Source organism: Pseudomonas sp. GL-R-26 (assembly GCF_019947365.1).
Lineage (GTDB): Bacteria > Pseudomonadota > Gammaproteobacteria > Pseudomonadales > Pseudomonadaceae > Aquipseudomonas.
Genome location: NZ_JAGYGI010000038.1, coordinates 1 through 18,862, shown reverse-complemented (window position 1 = coordinate 18,862; position 18,862 = coordinate 1). Strand labels below are relative to the sequence as shown.

Below are 18,862 nucleotides of genomic sequence, written 5' to 3'. Positions count from 1 at the left end.
TGAGATAAAGGGTTAGACAAAGGGCCAGATCAGCAGGGTAATACAGAAACCCAAGGTGCCGAGCAAAGTGGTCATCACCGTCCAGGTGCGCAGACCGTCGGCCACGTTCAGGCCTGACAGCTTGGTGAAGATCCAGTAACCGGCGTCATTGATATGGGACATGGCCAACCCGCCACCGCCCATGGCCAGGCACAGCAAGGCCATGTGGTTCGGGGTGAGATCGAGGGTCGCAATCAGCGGGCTGATGATGCCGGCAGTGGTCACCAGCGCCACCGTGGTCGAGCCCTGCACCGCGCGCAACAGCATGGTCAGCAAAAAGCCCAGGGCCAGCACCGGCAGACCGGTGGTGCGCAGCATGTCGGAGACCACGGCACCGATTCCGGTGTCCACCAGCACCTTGCCGAACACACCGCCGGCACCGGCAATCAGGATCACCATGGCCACACCCGGCAAGGCCGAACCGATCACGTCGGACACCTGAGTGCGGCTCCAGCCCCGACGCGAACCCAGCAGCCAGGCACACAGCAAGGTGTCGATCAGCAGCGCCACCAGCGGCGCACCGAGCACGGTCATGATGCCGCGCAGAGTCGATTCGGCAGGCAGCAACGAGGTAGACAGAGTCCCCAGCAGAATCAGAATGATCGGCAGCAGGATCAGGCTGACGATCAGGCCAAAACCCGGTGCGGGGGCCGGCGGCAATTTGGAAACGATGCTGCTGGTCGACTCTTCCAGGCCCATGTGTGATACGGCTTCAGCCGCTCGATCAGCGCTGATGTCGTTGCCATTGGACCAGGCAGCCAGATCCTCGTTGGTGACATGCGGGCCATAGACCTCGGCACGAATATCGTCGGTCATCGGGTACACCCGACGGGTCATGCGCCCGGCCACGCGGTAGCCGACATAGCAAAGGAACGCGGTGATCGGCAAACCGAACATCAGCACGCGGCCCAGGTCCGCGCCCAATTGGCTGGCAGCGGCCACTGCACCCGGGTGCGGTGGCAAAAAGGCGTGTACGGTCAACAACGCAGCACACATCGGCAACGCAAACACCAACAGCGGCTTGCGCGCACGCCGGGCAATACCATAGGCCAACGGCATGAGGATGATCACGCCAACCTCGAAAAATACCGGCACCCCGACCATGAAGCCGGCAATCGTCAACGCCAGGGGCGTACGCCGGTTGCCGAAACGGGTGATCAGCGTCTTGGCCAGCGCCTCGGCACCGCCGGAGAGCTCAATGATCCGCCCGATCATCGCGCCTAGGGCAATGATGATTGCGATATGACCCAGGGTCTTGCCCATGCCTCCTTCGATGGTGGCAACCAGATCGGCCGGTTTCACCCCGGCCACCAGCGCCACCAGAATGCTCACCAGCATCAAGGCCACGAAGGGCTGGAACTTGTACTTGAGCACCAGGAACAACAACAGCGCGATGCCTGCCCCAGCGGTAACCATCAGGATTAACGGGCTCATTTCACAAGCCCTCCACGGAGGGTAAATGAAAGAGTACTGCCACTGGATCTGAACATGCCGCAGTGAAGGTGAGTCATGCTTGGATTTCCTGTTGTTATTGTTTTTTCAGGCAAGCCGGGGCCGTCGAGAGTCCCTGTGCGTCTCCCGGGTAGTGCCTGTGTTATCGATCTGTCGTGTTAAGGCAATGCGTTACCAGTGCGCACCAAAGGTTGCTCGCAGTTCGTCCAGCGCCACCTGATCGAGCGGTTCCGGCTTGGGATTACTCATCAGCCACAGCCGCGCGGTTTCCTCGAGCTCTTCCAGGGCGTAGCTGGCCCTGGAGACCGAACTCTCCCAGACCACCGGCCCCAGGCGTTCGAGCATCACGCCGCGAACGCTGTTGGCCAGCAGCGCGACCTGTTCGGCAACCTTCGGCGAACCGGGTCGCTGGTAGGCAATCAACGGGATATGCCCGACTTTCATGACCTGATACGGCGTCAGCGGCGGCAGAATGTCGTCCGTCTGCCAGACACCGGCCAGCGTCAAAGCCACCAGATGGGTGGAGTGGGTATGCACCACGCCGCCGACATTCGGGTTGCGGTCGTAGACCTGGCGATGCAACGCCAGGGTCTTTGAAGGCTTGTCACCGGACACCCATTCACCCGCCAGATTGACCTTGGCGATGGTTGCCGGATCGAGACGCCCGAGGCAGACATCCGTCGGCGTGATCAACCAGCCGTCATCCAGGCGTGCGCTGATATTGCCGGCGCTGCCGACGGTGTATCCGCGCTCGTAAAGGCTGCGGCCAACCTCACAGATTTCTTCGCGCAGGGCGTTCTCGTTGCTCATTGCGCAGCTCATTTTTCACCCCCGGCCTGGGCGAGTTGGTTCAAGGCTTTACTGAAGAAATCCCGGCCACCGAAGTTGCCCGATTTGAGTGCCAGCGCCAAAGGCTCCTCGGTACTGCTGACGGTCGCCGGAACACCCGGATCAATCTGCGCGCCGATCTGCAACAGCTGTACACCCAGGGCCTGAACCACAGCACCCGAGGTTTCTCCGCCGGCGATCACGAAACGGCGCACGCCACTCTGGCGCAAGCCCTGTGCAATTTCGCCAAAGGCGTTTTCCACCAGGCTACCGGCCTGCTCGACGCCCAGTTGCTGTTGCACCAGCTTGACCTCTTGCGGTGAGCTGGTGGCGTAGATCAATACGGTTTGCTCGTTATCACGGGCGAAGGCCAGGGCTTGCGCCACCACCGCTTCGCCCGCTGCCAAGGCCAACGGATCAATCCGCAAAGCCGGACGGCCGGCTTCGAGCCAGGCGGCCACTTGCCCATTGGTGGCGATCGAAGCACTACCGGCCAACACCGCTTCCCCGCCGGACACCGCCGGGAGTTTCGAGGCGTCGAGGTCGCGTAGCTTGCCGGCACGACGGAAGTTTTCCGGCAGGCCCAGGGCCAACCCCGAACCACCCGTCAACAACGGCAAATCGGCGCAGGCGCTACCCAGGGTGTACAGATCGCTGTCCGACAAGGCATCGGCGATGGCCATGCCGACACCTTGAGCCCTCAGCTCGGCGATTCGCGCCTGCACCTGCTCAGCGCCCCGGGCAATCGTGTCGTAGCGCAACAGGCCGACATTCAGGCGGGTCTGCGATTGCAGGACGCGCACCAGATTGGCATCGGTCATTGGCGTCAGCGGATGGTTCTGCATGCCCGACTCGCTGAGCAGTTGATCCTGCACAAACAGATGGCCGCGAAAGATCGTCCGGCCATTCTCCGGGAACGCCGGGCACGCAAGGGTAAAGTCGCTACCCAGTGCGGCCAGCAGTGCTTCGCTGACCTGGCCGATATTGCCGGCCGCGGTGGAGTCGAACGTCGAGCAATACTTGAAAAAAATCTGCTCGCAGCCTTGTTCACGCAGCCAGGCCAGCGCGGCGAGGGACTGCTCGACTGCTTCGGCGACCGGCGTAGTACGCGACTTCAGGGCAATGACAATCGCATCGGCATCAAGCCCGGCCGCAACTTCCGCGCTCGGGATACCAATGCTTTGCACGGTGCGCATACCGCCGCGTACCAGCATGTTGGCCAGGTCCGTGGCGCCGGTGAAATCGTCGGCGATGCAGCCCAGTAACGGGCGTGCGGTGGAGGTAGTCATGGGGTGTTCCTCAAACAGGCTCAGGCTTGGCAGTCGGCAATTCGATGCCAGGGAAAATCTTGATTACCGCCGAGTCGTCCTCACGGCCGAAGCCGGCACTGGATGCCTGCATGAACATCTGGTGAGCGGTGGCCGACAGCGGCAACGGGAATTTGCTGGCCCGGGCGGTATCCAGCACCAGGCCCAGGTCCTTGACGAAAATATCCACCGCGGACAACGGCGTGTAGTCCGCCTTGAGAATGTGCGGCACGCGGTTTTCGAACATCCAGGAATTACCGGCGCTGTGGGTGATCACCTCATACAGCGCATCGGCATCGACCCCTTCACGCAGGCCCAGCGCCATGGCTTCGGCAGAAGCGGCAATATGCACCCCGGCCAGCAGTTGATTGATGATCTTGACCTTCGAACCCAGGCCATGGACGTCACCCAGGCGATACACCTTGCCGGCCATGCCAGCCAGGATCGACTCAGCCTTGGCGTAGGCGTCGGCCGGGCCCGAGGTCATCATGGTCATCTCGCCAGCGGCAGCCTTCGCCGCGCCACCGGAAATCGGTGCATCCAGATACAGCAGGCCCAGCGCGGCCAGGCGCTGGCCAAGATCCACGGCGTAGGTCGGAGCGACTGTAGCGCAGCCGATCACCAGGCTGCCCGGCCGCAGAGAGGCCACGGCTCCACCCTCACCAAACAATACGGTCTCGGTCTGCTCGGCGTTGACCACCACGGTAATGATCACGTCACACTCAGCGGCCATGTGCGACGGTGACAGGCAAGCCACACCGCCCTCTCCGGCGAACTGTTCTGTTACGACAGAGCGCACATCACAGGCATGCACATTAAAACCGCTGCGCAACAACGAGCGGGCAATGCCCAGCCCCATCGCGCCCAGACCGACTACACCGACATTTTTGTTATTCATGGGGTACTCCAGTGGAAAGCAGCGACTGCCGCCTGCGAGGCACAGGCGTTGGCCGCGTTGTGAATAGGGCTAGACAGAATCAGCACCGTGCGGACCAACCAGCTGAGGGACGTTGTGATACAGGACGTGAGTCGAGTTCTCATTGAACATCAAGGCCATCCTGTTTTTGTCGTGTTATCAGGTTGTCATACCGGCTGGTACAGATCATCTACCAGTGATCTGATTATGTGAAGTATTTTTTATTAATAACATTTTTTAACATCGTTTTGTCGCGCAGGAACGAGATACGGCCTCCCTACGGATTACAAGCGGCCAAAAGCACTCGGGGTGCAAAGAGAGGCTCGCCCTGAGTGATGTGGGACTGGCTCGAAAGACTGGGCACTGGATTAGATCGACGTGCCTGGTGGTCATGGAACCGGGCAGCCGATGACCACTGGAGTGCACAGGAACAGGTTTGATGTCGCGAGGGAGGCAGTCGTTAGCGAATTGCGGAAAGGATTTTTTGATTGCGGAAAAAACTAAGGGCCTGCATGAGGTATCTCACACAAGCCCTTGATATTCATGGTGCCAAAGTCGGAATCGAACCAGCACGCCCTTACGAGCGGGGGATTTTAAGTCCATTCGATATCTTCATATAATTCAATAGCTTAGACGAATATTCCTGCCTCAATTCTTTCCGAGGCACGCCGCCACAAGCCTTATACCCAGTGGTTTGAGATTTTTTGCGGCATCTTCTCGGGGTCGTATCGAGATATGGCAAAAATTAGGACATACGTTCTGTAACACGATGAATTACAGGGTGATTTTCAGGTTCTTACTTTCTGGTCATCCACCGTCTGGCTAGATGTCTACTTCAGCGCCAAGTCCAGGCCGGGGTCCATGACGCTCTATAATTTAGTGTAGGGGGACCGTCGGAGGTGGCGCTATGCGTATCTTCAAGCAGCTCCTGCTCCTTGTCGCGGGGCTTTTGGCAAGCAACCTCTCCCTGGAGGCAATCAGCGGTGGCAGCCCAGGTCAAAATCCTTACCCGGCTGTTCTGGTCAGTGGGCAGCCACAGCAATGCGGGCAATTCCACCATTCCCACACGGGCCCGTTTCATATGGGAAACCGGCATTTCGTATCAATGAACAACCGACATTTCGCACCAATGAACAACCGGCATTTCGTACCAATGAACAACCGACATTTCGTACCAATCAACAACCAGCATTTCGTACCAATCAACAATCAGCATTTCGTACCAATAGATAACCGGCATTTCGTACCAATGGATAACCGGCATTTCATACCGATCCACCGGATGGACGGCTTCAAGGTGATCAGAGGGCCCGGGGTCAGCGATCAGCCCTTCGGTTCCAGGCACGTTCACTTTGTGCGCCACTTCGATCCGCGGACGGGGCAGTTTCTGAGTCAACCGGCAACATCCGGGAGGTAATGGACCAGCTTGGTCACACCACCGTAGTGATGACTGAGCAATACATCCGCAACCGCAAAGGGAAGAAGGTGACGTCTACAAAATAGGAATTGCGGCAAGAAAAAACTAAGGGCCTGCATGAGGTATCTCACGCAAGCCCTTGATATTCATGGTGCCCGAAGCCGGAATCGAACCGGCACGCCCTTACGAGCGGGGGATTTTAAGTCCCATGCGTCTACCAGTTTCGCCATTCGGGCGGTAGCGCGGTGAAGCGTCCAGGTTTTGCCAGATAACGATCTGGCAGATCTGACGCTTGTGCAGCAGAGGTGGAAATATATACATCCCGCCCCGGTGAAGCAAGTTCGCAAATACCCTTTTCAAGACTAAATCTTGCAGGCTATTGCAAATAAAAAAGCTCCGTAAATCATAGATCTACGGAGCTTGTTTATTAGTGGAGGCCGAGGTCGGAATCGAACCGGCGTAGGCGGATTTGCAATCCGCTGCATAACCATTTTGCTACTCGGCCTCAAAACATTTGCTGTCAGTAGCGCGACATCAAATGCGTACAAACTTGGAGCGGGAAACGAGACTCGAACTCGCGACCCCGACCTTGGCAAGGTCGTGCTCTACCAACTGAGCTATTCCCGCGTCTTGGTGTGGCGCATTCTATAGAATCCAGAAGCCCCGTCAACCCCTTGATTCAAAAAAGTTTTATTTCTTTTCAACGTCGGTCTTCAGATGTGGCCAGGCAGCCCGCAGGTACTGGACCATCGACCACAAAGTCAGGCCGGCCGACACCATCAGCAAGGTGTAGCCCAGCAAGACCCAGAAACTGAAATCCTTGGGATTGGCCAGCAGGATCACCAGCGCCAGCATTTGCGCGGCGGTTTTCCATTTGCCCAGGTTCGATACGGCAACGTGGGCACGAGCGCCCAGTTCGGCCATCCATTCGCGCAGTGCCGAGACGACAATCTCGCGACCGATGATCACGGCAGCTGGCAGCGTGAGCCACAGGTTGCCGTGTTCCTGCACCAACAGGACCAATGCAACCGCTACCATCAGCTTGTCGGCAACCGGATCGAGGAAAGCCCCGAACGGTGTGCTTTGTTCCAGGCGGCGGGCCAGGTACCCGTCCAGCCAGTCGGTCGCGGCAGCGAATGCGAAGACCGAGGCGGAGGCCATGTAGCTCCACTGGTAAGGCAGGTAGAACAGCAAAATGAAGATCGGTATGAGCAGAACGCGTAGAACGGTAATCAGATTAGGGATATTCATCGGCACAACTGGCTACGAGGTGAGGGGGCATTCTACTCGCTGTGCAGATTTGCATAAATCAACTCTGCGAGCTTTTTACTGATCCCGGGGGCTTTGGCAATTTCTTCGATGCTTGCACGAGACAGCTCCTGCAATCCACCAAAATGTTTCAACAAATCACGCCGACGTGTGGGTCCTACGCCGGCGACGCCTTCCAGTGTAGACGTCCGACGGGTTTTTCCACGCCGGGCGCGGTGCCCGGTAATGGCAAACCGGTGGGCTTCGTCGCGAATCTGCTGGATCAGGTGCAGCGCGGGAGAATCGCCGCGCAACGTGAATTCATGTGCAGCGTCGTTCAGGTACAGGGTTTCGAAACCGGCCTTTCGCGTCGCGCCTTTTGCCACGCCCAGCAGAATCAGGTCAGGTACGGACAATTCATCGAGCACGTCGCGGGCCATGGACAACTGACCTTTACCGCCATCCACCAGCAGGATATCCGGCAGCTTGCCCTCCCCGTCCTTCAGTTTGCTGAAGCGTCGGGTCAGCGCCTGGTGCATCGCCGCGTAATCATCGCCGGGCGTAACGCCCTCGATGTTGTACCGGCGGTAATCGGCCTTGATCGGACCTTCGGGGCCGAAGACCACGCAGGACGCCACCGTCGCCTCGCCACTGGAGTGGCTGATGTCGTAGCACTCAAGGCGCTGCGGAGGCTCATCGAGCTTCAGCACCTCGGCCAGCGCATCGAAGCGCGCCGTAATGTGCTGACGATTCGCCAGGCGCGCACTCAGTGCCTGCTCGGCATTGGTCACCGCCAATTGCTGCCAGCGCGCCCGCGTACCCCGCACGCGATGGCTGATGGTCAGTTCACGACCGCGCAGCTCGTCGATGGCGGCGATCAGTGTGGGAAAGTCATCGTGGACCACATTGACGATCAGTTCGCTGGGCAAGTCGCGTTCAGGACTGCTGATGAAGTACTGACCGAGAAACGCGGCCATGACTTCAGAAACGTCTTCTTCAATACCGACCTGAGGGAAGAAGTTCTTGCTGCCCAGTACCCGCCCGCCCCGCACACTGATCAGGTGAACACAGGCGCCGCCCGGATTGACGAAGGCGGCAATCACGTCGACGTCCCCAGTCCCGCCTTCCATGCTCTGTTGATCCTGGACCCGGCGCAGTAACGCAATCTGGTCCCGCAACTCGGCTGCTCGCTCGAATTCGAGATTGATCGCCGCCTCTTCCATCCCGGCGGACAACTCGTCAGTCAGTGCATTGCTGCGCCCTTCAAGAAACATCACCGAATGGCGTACATCCTCGGCGTACACCTGGGGTTCCACCAGCCCGACACAGGGCGCCTTGCAGCGTTTGATCTGGTATTGCAGGCAAGGGCGCGTGCGGTTCTTGTAATAACTGTCTTCGCATTGGCGAACGAAAAACGTCTTTTGCAGCAGGCTCAGGCTTTCGCGGATCGCACCGGCGCTCGGGTAAGGCCCGAAGTATTTGCCTTTGGCCTTTTTCGCGCCGCGATGAATGCTCAGGCGCGGAAACTCTCCGTCGGAGAGAAAGACGTAGGGGTAGGATTTATCGTCGCGCAGCAGGATGTTGTAGGGCGGGCGCCATTCCTTGATCAGCGTCTGCTCAAGCAGCAAGGCTTCAGTTTCGTTGGCGGTGATCGTCGTCTCGACCTGGGCGATACGCGCTACCAGCGCGGCGGTCTTGGGGGCAAGCCCGGTCTTGCGAAAGTAACTCGACAGGCGATTCTTGAGGTTCTTCGCCTTGCCGACATAGAGCAACCGCGCTTCGCTGTCGAACATGCGGTACACGCCGGGGCGCCCGCTAACGGTCGACAGAAAGGCGCTAGGATCAAAGGTGTCGTTCATTTTCAGAGGCTGGCGTCGACCATGCCATGACGAACCGCCAACAGCGTCAACTCGACATCACTGCTGATCGAAAGCTTTTCGAAGATGCGGTAACGGTAGGTGTTCACGGTTTTCGGGGACAGGCACAATTTGTCGGAAATGATCTGCACTTTCTGGCAGCCAACGATCATCAGCGCGATCTGGATTTCCCGTTCCGACAAGGCATCGAAAGGCGAATCGTTGGTGGGCTGGAAGGACTTGATCGCCAGTTGCTGGGCAATTTGCGGGCTGATGTAGCGTTGCCCGGCAAACACCAGGCGGATGGCCTGGACCATTTCCGGCAAACCTGCCCCCTTGGTCAGGTACCCGGCCGCACCGGCCTGCAACAGCCGAGTAGGAAACGGGTCCTCTTCACACACGGTCACCGCGACGACCTTGATATCCGGATGACTGCGCAATAATTTGCGAGTGGCTTCAAGACCGCCGATACCCGGCATCTTGACGTCCATCAGCACCACATCGGGTTTCAGCTCACGCGCCTTGAGCAGGGATTCCTCACCCGACTCGGCCTGGCCGACTACTTGCAGGCCATCGATGTCAGCCAGCATTCGTGTAATGCCTGTACGAACGAGATCATGGTCATCGACTACTAGCACCCTAATCAAGCAGACACCTCGCGATATGGTCTTATTGGTTTGCCAGACACCTTAGCAAAAAGCATCTGGCAGACCTAGCGGAAAGCGTCAGATTAAAAGTTTCAATTCATCTTGAAAGGCTTGTCGCAAGCGTGTCGCAGCAATCCAGGCCGGGGATATCCAGTTGCATCCTCAGGAAACATTCGTCCTTGCCCACCACCCTTAATCCCTTGAGCTCGTACAACGCTTGCGCCGGGTTGTTTTCGAAAACCGTCAGGCGTAACGCCGAGCGCCGTTCCTGGCGCGCCAGAGCCAATACCTGATCGATCGCCCAGGATCCGGCGCCCTGCCCACGAAACGCTTCGACGATATGCAATTCGCGGATATACAAGGCTCTGGCATCACGGCTCAGGCTGACATAACCCAGCACTTTGTCGCCCCATGCAATCACGCGGTTGTCGCGCCCGGCCCAGGCCACGTCAAACGCTTCGTCCTGCCACAACAGGTCATGCTCAATGTAGTAGCGCAGCATGCCTCTACAGGTCAGTTCGCGGGCGAATTCGAGGTCATCCGGTGTTGCCGGACGCCATTGGCGTTCCATCATTCCAGTTCCACCGCCAATACCTCCCCGGTCCAGCCCGCGGGATTGCGCCGGGCAACCACCATCAGGTTGCCAGTACCGGAGGCGGCCGCAATCAGCGAACCGTCCGACGCCCACACTGCGCTCCGTCCTGCCGACTCCCAACCACCCGTTGCACCGCCATGGTTGGCCATCAACACCACCATTGAATGGCCAGCGGCGTAGCCCTGCAACAAGGCGGTATCCGGGTCGTAGCCTTTTTCCGTGACCAGCACACCCGCGGCATATATGCCAGCGCCTTTCAGTGCGGCCAGGGCCGCATGATCGGCATGGTTGAAATCCGCGCACACGGCCAACGCAATAGTATCCACGCCGATTGTCAGAGGCTCGCCTCCCGCTCCCGGCGCAAATACCACCTCCTCCCCCGGATGCAGATGTTGCTTGCTGTAGACCGCGAGAGAACCATCGGCGCCGAGTATCATCGCGCCAATCAGCACCGGCGATGTGTCCGTCAGCCGAATCGGCATGCCGACGACGGCCGTCACGCCGACCTCCTTGGCAAAATCACGCAGCGGTTGCAGTACGGCTGCGTCCGGCGCAACAGCCAATTGCGCCGCAAGCCCCCGCTCATATCCGGTCAGCGACAATTCAGGGAACACCAGCAATTGCACGCCCTGCTCCGCAGCCACCTGCAAGAAACGTTGATGTCTGGCGATGTTGCCGGCGAGATCTCCGGCGATGGAGATCGATTGCGCGGCGGCGAGGGTCAGTGCCGTCATGATGCGTCCTTGTGACGATATGTTTGTTGAAGCGCAGAGTGTGTCACAACCTTCGGGGCACTCAGGCGATAGAAAGTGCCATCGTTGGCCGATAGCATTTTCTGATTGAATCTGCGTACCCGCGTCTAGTAAGCTCGACCCATCCATCGGAGACAGACCATGTTCAACACCCTCTTACAGCTTCGTACCGCCAGCGCCCTGCGCTCGGTTGCGGCTGCCCGGGTGAACGACGGTTGTGCTCCGGTCAGTTTTTATTTTGGGTATTGGTTTAGCCACTGGCGCGCCTGATACCCACACGGCGCCCACTTTAAACGGGTCGCCACCAGAGAATTCTCAACCCCCGGTCGGCCTCCCGACCGGGGGTTTTGTTTTTTCAGCCCCAAGACTTTTAGCGACACACCAGACATTCAGAGGATTCAAAACATGAACTACGCCACTTATTACCGTTACGACAGTTTTACCGCCTGGCGATTTACCACCCTCCGCTCGGGACAGCCTGCCGCCTCCGATCGGTCACCCACAGGTGGCAAGCACACACACGCAGCCAATCCGGCCAATTGTCGAACACCCCAGTAGGGCCGAGCGCGCGGGCACGAACCCGCCACCAGCCCAGGAAGCCTTGAATATGAACTCGTCCGTCTCTGCACTGCCGCTGTCCACCTTGAGCCCTGCCAATGAAGCGCTGACCCTGCGCCTGCCCAGCTCATTGCATCTCAAACAGCAATTGCCCCTCAGCAACGCCCTGACCCGGCAAGTCACCGCCCACCGTCAGGCGGTTCGCGCGATCCTCAACGGTGAAGATTCCCGCCTGCTGGTCATCGTCGGCCCCTGCTCGATACACGATCCGAAATCAGCTCTCGAATACGCCGGCAACCTTGCCCGCCTCTCCGCCGAAGTCAGCGACGAAATGCTGCTGGTGATGCGCGCGTACGTCGAAAAACCCCGTACCACGGTTGGCTGGAAAGGCCTTGCCTACGACCCGCACCTCGATGGCAGCGATGACATGGCCGCCGGCCTGACGCTGTCCCGCGAACTGATGCGCGAAATGCTTCGCCTGGGTTTGCCCGTTGCCACTGAACTGTTGCAACCGATGGCGGCCGGCTACCTCGACGATCTGTTGAGCTGGGTGGCGATTGGCGCCCGGACCACGGAGTCGCAGATCCACCGGGAAATGGCCAGCGGCCTGGGCATGCCGGTAGGGTTCAAAAACGGGACTGACGGCGGTGTCGGCGTCGCCAGCGACGCCATGCGCTCCGCCGCCCATCCCCATCGCCATTTCGGTGTCGATAGCCAGGGACATCCGGCGATCATCCAAACCATGGGCAATGCGGACACCCACCTGGTATTGCGCGGCGGCCATCGCGGGCCGAACTACGACAGCGCCAGCATTGCCCAGGTGAACAGCGACCTGACCAGGCTCAGGATTCCGGCTCGAATCATGGTCGATTGCAGTCACGCCAACAGCGGCAAAGACCCGCTGCGCCAGCCAGCCGTGTTCCAGGAGGTACTTGAACAGCGTCTGCAAGGTGATCGTTCGCTGATCGGCATGATGATCGAGAGCCATTTGTTCGAAGGCTGCCAGTCGCTGGGCTCGTCATTGCAATACGGTGTGTCGGTGACCGATGGTTGCCTCGGTTGGGCCGATACAGAACAACTGTTGCTTGAAGCGGCAGATCGCCTGCGAGCCTCAAACAACGCCTGATAATCTGTGCGCCCTCCGGCCTTCATGGTAAGACTGGAGGGCAAATGACAATCAATGTCCCATCAGGGACTGCACCTGAACCAGTGTCACCCCCGATTGCTGGCGGGTGCCGTCAAGGCGCTCGACTGAATAGGAAACACGGATCGCGGAATCTCGATGCTCTCTCCAGAACGGGTAGGGAACGATGAACACCAACGGTTCGCCCGCGGTGTCCCGGGTTATTTCGCGGTCGTCACCGTGATTGAATTTCTCCCCGTCGCATGTCAGGTAGATCCGTTCTCCTTTTTCAGCGCTGGCGTTTTCGATGATGACGGTCACGCCATCCTGCGCATCTTGCAGGTCCACCCAACCTTCGTTGGCTTCCAGTACAGTGGGTGCTCGCAGTGGTCGCCGCTCCAGGATGCCAATCATCAGTGCCGTTACTTCAGAATAACGAGGCCCCTGCCCTGCCTGCTTGACGCAATAGTCGACGGACACCGAGGAGCCCAGATTGAGCGTAATGCACTCCGGACTGACCCAAAACGACAGTTCGTCCCCCACAGCGAACGACTCGACCTTGAGTGCATCACTGAAACTTGCTTCGACCGAAACGCCCGCCCAGGTCAGTAGCACCAAGTCGCCCGCCGCCATGCGCGCATAGGGCTTGATCGTAACGATCGCCCCTTCCTTCACCCAATCCGGATCAAGCGTTCTGCCCACCGCATCGTTCACCGTCGCGGGCAACAGGTCCGATTGCACATCTCCGACACTCAGTTGCAACCTTTGGGAATGCACGGGCTCGGCCAATCGGGTGCTCGTGAGTGAGTAACCGATTTCCAGTGAACCACCCTCAAGCGCCGCGATATGTGCGCTACCTACGGCAAAGATTATGTCCTCGCCGACCCGGTCCTCACTGACAAAACGCGCCACCTGGTGATTGCAGGCGAGGCCATCGGCATCCAGCCCCGCCCAACTCAACAACAATTTGTCGCCGCAGGTCATGCCGGGATAAGGCAGGACCCTGATCACGGCTTTTTTGTCAGAGGGATTCAGAACGCCGTTTTGCGCCTGCTCAAGCATGGGAGGTGGTAATGGTTGCTGCGCGAGATTCAAGGTGTCGGGTTCATAAACAGTCATTCATTCGCTCCATTCCCTGGAATAAACGCCGGACAGCAGGCCGGCTCTTGAAGACTATTTAACCGCATGACGAACAGTCGTGATGTCGGCCTCTCACTCCGGCCCGCTCGGAAAATCGATACATGCAAAGTAGGTCTTTGATCAGCAGCAAGCTGATTGCCGCGAAAAGTCCTCGAACTATTCCGACAAAGGCTTCAGCCACTCTTGAGCATTCGCACTTGTTCTATTCCGTTTTCCGCAAATTTCGGCGGACTTTTCATACATCGCGCCAACCTCGAGTGTTTTAGAGTGAAGCGCCATGCAGTCCCAATGAACTTCTGCGTAAAGGTATGAACATGCAAAGGAATGCAAGCACTCGTTACCCAATACTGCTGGTCCACGGCCTTTTCGGTTTCGAAAAAATCGGCAAGTTCGAGCTCTTTCACGACGTCAGGCAGGCGCTGAGGAACGCCGGAGCCCGGGTGTTCGTCCCCCACTTGTCGGCCATCCATGACAACGAGATACGCGGAGACCAATTGCTCGCACAGATCGAGCGGGTACTGGAAGGAACCGGTGCACGCAAAGTCAACCTCATAGGCCATAGCCAGGGCGCACTGACCGCACGTTATGCCGCAGCGATTGCGCCACACAGCGTGGCGTCGGTCACCTCCGTCAGCGGGCCGAACCATGGTTCGGAACTGGCCGATTTCCTGCGCAAGGCATTGACGCCGGGCTGCCTGCCGGAACATGTGGCCGAGACGGTGGTGACCCTGTTCGCCGACTTCCTCGCGACCTTGAGCGACAATCGGTATCAACCGCGAAACGCCATTGCCGCCCTCAATGCGCTGACCACCGAAGGCGTAGGCGCATTCAACGACAAATACCCGCAAGGACTGCCCACCACCTGGGGCGGCAAGGGCTGCGAACAGGTCAACGGTGTTCGTTACTACTCGTGGGGTGGCGTGCTGGCGTCGAATGTTCTCGAAGAAGGGCTCTACGCGCTCGATCCGCTCAACGCCTTTTGCCGGGCCCTTTCCGGTTACTTCGTCACGGAAAGCGAGAACGACGGTCTGGTCGGTCGCTTCAGTTCCCACCTGGGCACGGTTATCCGGTCCGACTATGCGCTGGATCATCTGGACTCCATTGGCCAGCCGACCGGCCAGCTGCGCACAGGTGTCGACCCGATTGATCTGTATGTCCAGCATGCCAGGCGTTTGAGGGACGCCGGCCTTTGAGGTGCCACCTGCCGTGGATCCCGCGCGGAACGGAACTTTGAGGAGAAATCGCTCACTGAATCCGGTAGGCTCAGCACTTTATCGAGTATTGAAAGGAGTATTTCCCCATGGCTAAAGCCACTGCCCGTCACATCCTTGTTGCCTCCGAAGCCAAGTGCAACGAACTCAAGGCCCAAATCGAGGCTGGCGCCGATTTCGCCGAAGTTGCCAAGGCAAACTCCACTTGCCCATCCAGCCGTCAGGGCGGTGACCTGGGTTCGTTCGGTCCGGGCCAGATGGTCAAGGAATTCGACACCGTGGTCTTCAGCGCACCGATCAATGTGGTCCAGGGCCCGGTCAAGACCCAGTTCGGTTTCCACCTGTTGGAAGTGACCAGCCGTCAGGACTGATCGACGCCTGAGCTATTCACACGACGGCCCGCCTATTGGTGGGCCGTTGTGTTTGTGACGCGCAATACGGCTGGCGAGGGACGCGCCGCTAGCGTACAAATTGTCGTTAACGACCACCCGGCTCTAAGGCTGACAATGCGACTGGCTTTCCCTACCTTGCTGTTCACGGCCGCGGCCCTGCTGATGGGTGTCTCGGGTGTGAATGCGGCACCGCAACCGGCAATGACTGTGTACGGCGAACCGGCGAAATACCCTGCTGGCTTCAGTCATTTTGCCTACACCAACCCGCAGGCTCCCAAGGGTGGCACGATGCGGCGCTCGGCGATCGAAATCGGTCAGTTCGACCATGTCTTGCCTTACATCGACAAAGGCATCGGCGTTACACAGATAGACGGCTTGCTCTATTCGCCGCTGGCCCAGCGCTCGTTGGACGAGCCTTACACCGTGTACGGTCTGGTGGCTGAGAAGATGGAGCGCTCCGAGGACGGCCTGTCCCTGCGCTTTTACCTCAACCCCAAGGCGTGTTTTGCCGATGGCAAACCGATTACCGCCCAGGACGTGCGCTACACCTTCGACCTGCTGATGACCCAGGGCAGCCTGCGCTACCGTACCCAGTTCGCCGACGTCAAAAGCGTCGAAGTGGAATCGCCACTGACTATCCGTTTTGAATTCAAGAACAACGAAAATCGCACCCTGCCCCTGGATATCGCGACCTTGCCGGTGTTTCCCGAACACTGGTGGAAGAGCCGCGATTTCGCCGGTGGCGGCGGCTATGAAGCGCCCTTGGGCAGCGGCCCCTATAAAGTCGGCAAGATCGATTCGGGGCGCAGCATCACCTTCGAGCGCAATCCCGACTGGTGGGGCAAGGACCTGCCGGTCAGTCGTGGCCTGTACAACTTCGATCATTTCAGCATCGAGTACTTCGGCGATACCGACGTGGCGCGCCAGGTGTTGCGCGGCGGCGCCTTTGACTACAATCGCGAATTTTCCGCCACCGCTTACTCCATCGGCTACGAAAGCCCGGCCCTGAGCGATGGTCGCCTGCAAAAAGCCCACCTCGCCACCGAGGCACCGCAGCCGGCCCAGGGTTTTGTGTTCAATCTGCAAAAGCCCATGTTCCAGGATCGCCGCGTGCGTCAGGCACTGGTGATGCTGTGGGACTTCGAGTGGAGCAACCGGCAGATGATGCGTGATATGTACATCCGCCAGCAGAGCTTCTTCTCCAACACCGACCTCGCGGCCCGGCAATTGCCGGATGCCGGTGAGCTGGCGATTCTCGAACCGCTGCGCGGGCAGATTCCCGACGAAGTCTTCACCCAGGTGTTCGAGGCACCGAAGACCGACGGCAGTGGCGTGATTCGCGACAAGCAGCTGCAAGCCCTGGACTTGCTCGAACAGGCCGGCTGGAAACCCGATGGCGACCAACTGGTCAATGCCGACGGCGAGCCGCTGAGCTTCACCTTCCTGGTCAGCCAGAACGGCATGGACCGTCTGCTGCTGCCCTATAAACGCACGTTGAAACAGATCGGCATCGACCTGAACATCCGCCGCATCGACTCGTCCCAGTACGTCAATCGCCTGATGAGCCGCGACTACGACATGATCGTCACCGGCTACCCGGTCACCACCTCCCCGGGGGGCGAACTGGTCAATTACTTCGGTTCGGCGGCGGCCACTGACCCTGGTTCCAACAACTACATGGTGTTGAAGAACCCGGCGGTGGACACCCTGATCACCGGGCTGATCCGCGCCAATACCCAGGCTGACATGCTGCATTACGCCCATGCCCTGGACCGGGTGCTGCAATGGAATTACTACTGGATTCCCAACTATTACCCGCCGGGCACCTCGACGGTGTGGTGGAACCGCTTCGGTATCCCGAACGTGCAAGCGAGCAATGACGAAGCCATCGAGAGCTGGTGGGAGATGAGTACCACGCCATTGACCAACCAACAGATGACGGCCGAGCGTATCAGCCGAGGCAAACCCGGAGGGCCGCACTGATGTGGGCTTACATATTGCGGCGCCTGCTGCTGATCATTCCGACGCTGGTGATCATTCTCCTGGTCAACTTTGTCATCGTCCAGGCCGCGCCAGGCGGGCCGGTCGAACAGGCCATCGCGCACCTGCAAGGCATTGGCGGCGCCGCGGTTGGCGGCGGTTCCGGCGAAGCCATGAGCGGCAAGTCCCGGGCCAGTCGCGGGCTTGATCCGCAGCTGATCAAGGACATTGAAAAACAGTACGGCTTCGACAAACCGGCACACGAACGCCTCTGGCTGATGCTCACCAGCTACGCGCGCCTGGACTTCGGCAAGAGTTTCTTCCGCGGTGCCACCGTCACTGACCTGATCCTCGAAAAAATGCCCGTGACCATTTCCCTCGGACTCTGGGCGACGCTGATCACTTACCTGGTGTCGATTCCCCTGGGCATCCGCAAGGCGGTGCACCATGGCAGCCATTTCGACATCTGGAGCAGTACCGCGATCATCATCGGTTATGCCATGCCGGCGTTCCTGTTCGCGATGTTCCTGATCGTGGTCTTTGCCGGCGGCACTTCGCTGAACTGGTTTCCGGTTCGCGGGTTGGTCTCGGACAACTTCGAATCGCTGTCGACCCTTGGCAAGGTGGCCGACTACTTCTGGCACCTGGTGTTGCCGGTGACCTCGCTGGTGATCGGCGGCTTCGCCACACTGACCATCCTGACCAAGAACTCGTTCCTCAATGAGATCACCCGCCAGTACGTGGTCACTGCCCGGGCCAAGGGCTTGAGTGAGCGACGGGTGCTCTATGGACACGTGTTCCGCAACGCCATGCTGCTGGTGGTGTCGGGCATTCCCCAAGCGTTCATCAGCGTGTTTTTTGCCGGCTCCCTGCTGATCGAGGTGATCTTCTCCCTCGACGGCCTGGGTCGCATGAGCTACGAAGCGGCAGTATCCCGGGACTATCCGGTGGTGTTCGGCTCGCTGTTTATCTTCACCCTGTTCGGCCTTCTGATAAAACTGGTCGGCGACCTCTGCTACACCCTGGTCGACCCGCGTATCGACTTCGCCGCGAGGAACGCCTGATGCTCAAGCTTTCACCGCTGGCGCGTCGCCGCTTCGAGCGCTTCAAGAAAAACCGTCGGGGCTGGTGGTCGCTCTGGCTGTTTGTCGGCCTGTTCCTGATGACCCTGGGCGGCGAACTGATCGCCAACGACAAACCGCTCGTGGTCAGCTATCAGGGCCAGTGGTACTTCCCGGTCTTCAAGCGCCACACCGAACAGGCGTTCGGCGGGCAACTGCCGTTCCAGGCCGACTACCGCAGCGACTACGTGCAGAAACTGATCAAGAAGGATGGCGGCTGGCTGCTGTTTCCACCGATTCCGTTCAGTGACGACACACCCAACTACGACCTGAACACACC

The 18,862-nt window shown here is 59.1% G+C and carries 17 protein-coding genes, 3 tRNA genes and 1 pseudogene; 7 read left to right on the top strand and 14 right to left on the bottom strand.

Annotated elements, in window-relative coordinates:
• Nucleotides 1-12: 12 nt before the first annotated feature.
• The 13 genes from KGA96_RS26440 to KGA96_RS26375 all read right to left on the bottom strand — a co-directional run bounded on the left by KGA96_RS26440 (nucleotide 13) and on the right by KGA96_RS26375 (nucleotide 11,039).
• Nucleotides 13-1,473 carry an SLC13 family permease gene (locus KGA96_RS26440; protein WP_223515494.1) on the bottom strand — a complete coding sequence of 487 codons (1,461 nt, stop codon included), beginning with the start codon at nucleotides 1,471-1,473 and terminating at the stop codon, nucleotides 13-15.
• A gap of 189 nt (nucleotides 1,474-1,662) precedes the next feature.
• Nucleotides 1,663-2,301 (bottom strand): aldolase, encoded by a 639-nt coding sequence (locus tag KGA96_RS26435; RefSeq protein ID WP_046038429.1) that lies wholly within the window; start codon nucleotides 2,299-2,301, stop codon nucleotides 1,663-1,665.
• An 8-nt stretch (nucleotides 2,302-2,309) separates the two neighbouring features.
• Nucleotides 2,310-3,608: a 3-oxo-tetronate kinase gene (gene otnK / locus KGA96_RS26430; RefSeq protein ID WP_223515491.1), complete on the bottom strand. Its 1,299-nt coding sequence runs from the start codon at nucleotides 3,606-3,608 to the stop codon at nucleotides 2,310-2,312.
• Nucleotides 3,609-3,618: 10 nt separating this feature from the next.
• Nucleotides 3,619-4,524, bottom strand: a complete 906-nt coding sequence (ltnD, locus tag KGA96_RS26425) for an L-threonate dehydrogenase (RefSeq protein ID WP_223515488.1) — start codon at nucleotides 4,522-4,524, stop codon at nucleotides 3,619-3,621.
• Between the two features lie 1,120 nt (nucleotides 4,525-5,644).
• The gene (locus KGA96_RS26420) at nucleotides 5,645-5,938 is read right to left on the bottom strand and encodes a hypothetical protein (protein ID WP_223515484.1); all 294 of its coding nucleotides are present in this window, start codon (nucleotides 5,936-5,938) and stop codon (nucleotides 5,645-5,647) included.
• 170 nt (nucleotides 5,939-6,108) lie between these two features.
• A tRNA-Leu gene (locus KGA96_RS26410) sits at nucleotides 6,109-6,195 on the bottom strand.
• Between the two features lie 195 nt (nucleotides 6,196-6,390).
• Nucleotides 6,391-6,464 (bottom strand) — tRNA-Cys (locus tag KGA96_RS26405).
• Between the two features lie 46 nt (nucleotides 6,465-6,510).
• Nucleotides 6,511-6,586 (bottom strand) — tRNA-Gly (locus KGA96_RS26400).
• A gap of 63 nt (nucleotides 6,587-6,649) precedes the next feature.
• Nucleotides 6,650-7,210 (bottom strand): CDP-diacylglycerol--glycerol-3-phosphate 3-phosphatidyltransferase, encoded by a 561-nt coding sequence (pgsA, locus tag KGA96_RS26395; protein WP_008051977.1) that lies wholly within the window; start codon nucleotides 7,208-7,210, stop codon nucleotides 6,650-6,652.
• Nucleotides 7,211-7,242: 32 nt separating this feature from the next.
• Nucleotides 7,243-9,066, bottom strand: a complete 1,824-nt coding sequence (gene uvrC, locus KGA96_RS26390; RefSeq protein ID WP_046038435.1) for an excinuclease ABC subunit UvrC — start codon at nucleotides 9,064-9,066, stop codon at nucleotides 7,243-7,245.
• Nucleotides 9,067-9,068: 2 nt separating this feature from the next.
• Nucleotides 9,069-9,710 (bottom strand): UvrY/SirA/GacA family response regulator transcription factor, encoded by a 642-nt coding sequence (uvrY, locus tag KGA96_RS26385; RefSeq protein WP_008015884.1) that lies wholly within the window; start codon nucleotides 9,708-9,710, stop codon nucleotides 9,069-9,071.
• A 97-nt stretch (nucleotides 9,711-9,807) separates the two neighbouring features.
• On the bottom strand, nucleotides 9,808-10,281 hold the full coding sequence (locus KGA96_RS26380; RefSeq protein WP_046038438.1) for a GNAT family N-acetyltransferase: 474 nt from the start codon (nucleotides 10,279-10,281) through the stop codon (nucleotides 9,808-9,810).
• Nucleotides 10,281-11,039 (bottom strand): carbon-nitrogen hydrolase family protein, encoded by a 759-nt coding sequence (locus KGA96_RS26375; RefSeq protein WP_223515482.1) that lies wholly within the window; start codon nucleotides 11,037-11,039, stop codon nucleotides 10,281-10,283. The genes KGA96_RS26380 and KGA96_RS26375 overlap by 1 nt, the downstream gene beginning before the upstream one ends.
• Before the next feature lie 159 nt (nucleotides 11,040-11,198).
• Between KGA96_RS26375 and KGA96_RS29690 the strand changes: the two genes are divergently transcribed.
• Nucleotides 11,199-11,327 carry a hypothetical protein gene (locus KGA96_RS29690; RefSeq protein ID WP_259674428.1) on the top strand — a complete coding sequence of 43 codons (129 nt, stop codon included), beginning with the start codon at nucleotides 11,199-11,201 and terminating at the stop codon, nucleotides 11,325-11,327.
• 337 nt (nucleotides 11,328-11,664) lie between these two features.
• The gene (locus tag KGA96_RS26370; protein WP_223515480.1) at nucleotides 11,665-12,741 is read left to right on the top strand and encodes a 3-deoxy-7-phosphoheptulonate synthase; all 1,077 of its coding nucleotides are present in this window, start codon (nucleotides 11,665-11,667) and stop codon (nucleotides 12,739-12,741) included.
• Between the two features lie 51 nt (nucleotides 12,742-12,792).
• On the opposite strand, the gene KGA96_RS26365 is transcribed toward KGA96_RS26370, so the two are convergent.
• Nucleotides 12,793-13,857, bottom strand: coding sequence for a hypothetical protein (locus KGA96_RS26365; RefSeq protein WP_223515478.1), 1,065 nt, complete (start codon nucleotides 13,855-13,857; stop codon nucleotides 12,793-12,795).
• A 335-nt stretch (nucleotides 13,858-14,192) separates the two neighbouring features.
• On the opposite strand from KGA96_RS26365, the gene KGA96_RS26360 reads away from it, so the two are divergent.
• The 5 genes and pseudogenes from KGA96_RS26360 to KGA96_RS26340 all read left to right on the top strand — a co-directional run.
• Nucleotides 14,193-15,071 (top strand): esterase/lipase family protein, encoded by an 879-nt coding sequence (locus KGA96_RS26360; RefSeq protein ID WP_046038589.1) that lies wholly within the window; start codon nucleotides 14,193-14,195, stop codon nucleotides 15,069-15,071.
• A 107-nt stretch (nucleotides 15,072-15,178) separates the two neighbouring features.
• Nucleotides 15,179-15,460 (top strand): peptidylprolyl isomerase, encoded by a 282-nt coding sequence (locus tag KGA96_RS26355; protein ID WP_046038446.1) that lies wholly within the window; start codon nucleotides 15,179-15,181, stop codon nucleotides 15,458-15,460.
• A 135-nt stretch (nucleotides 15,461-15,595) separates the two neighbouring features.
• Nucleotides 15,596-17,464: an extracellular solute-binding protein gene (locus KGA96_RS26350; RefSeq protein ID WP_046038448.1), complete on the top strand. Its 1,869-nt coding sequence runs from the start codon at nucleotides 15,596-15,598 to the stop codon at nucleotides 17,462-17,464.
• Complete coding sequence (locus KGA96_RS26345; protein ID WP_046038450.1) at nucleotides 17,464-18,525, top strand: microcin C ABC transporter permease YejB; 1,062 nt, start codon at nucleotides 17,464-17,466, stop codon at nucleotides 18,523-18,525. The genes KGA96_RS26350 and KGA96_RS26345 overlap by 1 nt, the downstream gene beginning before the upstream one ends.
• A pseudogene (locus KGA96_RS26340) lies at nucleotides 18,525-18,862 on the top strand (ABC transporter permease); the annotation flags it as partial. The gene KGA96_RS26345 and the pseudogene KGA96_RS26340, both read left to right, overlap by 1 nt.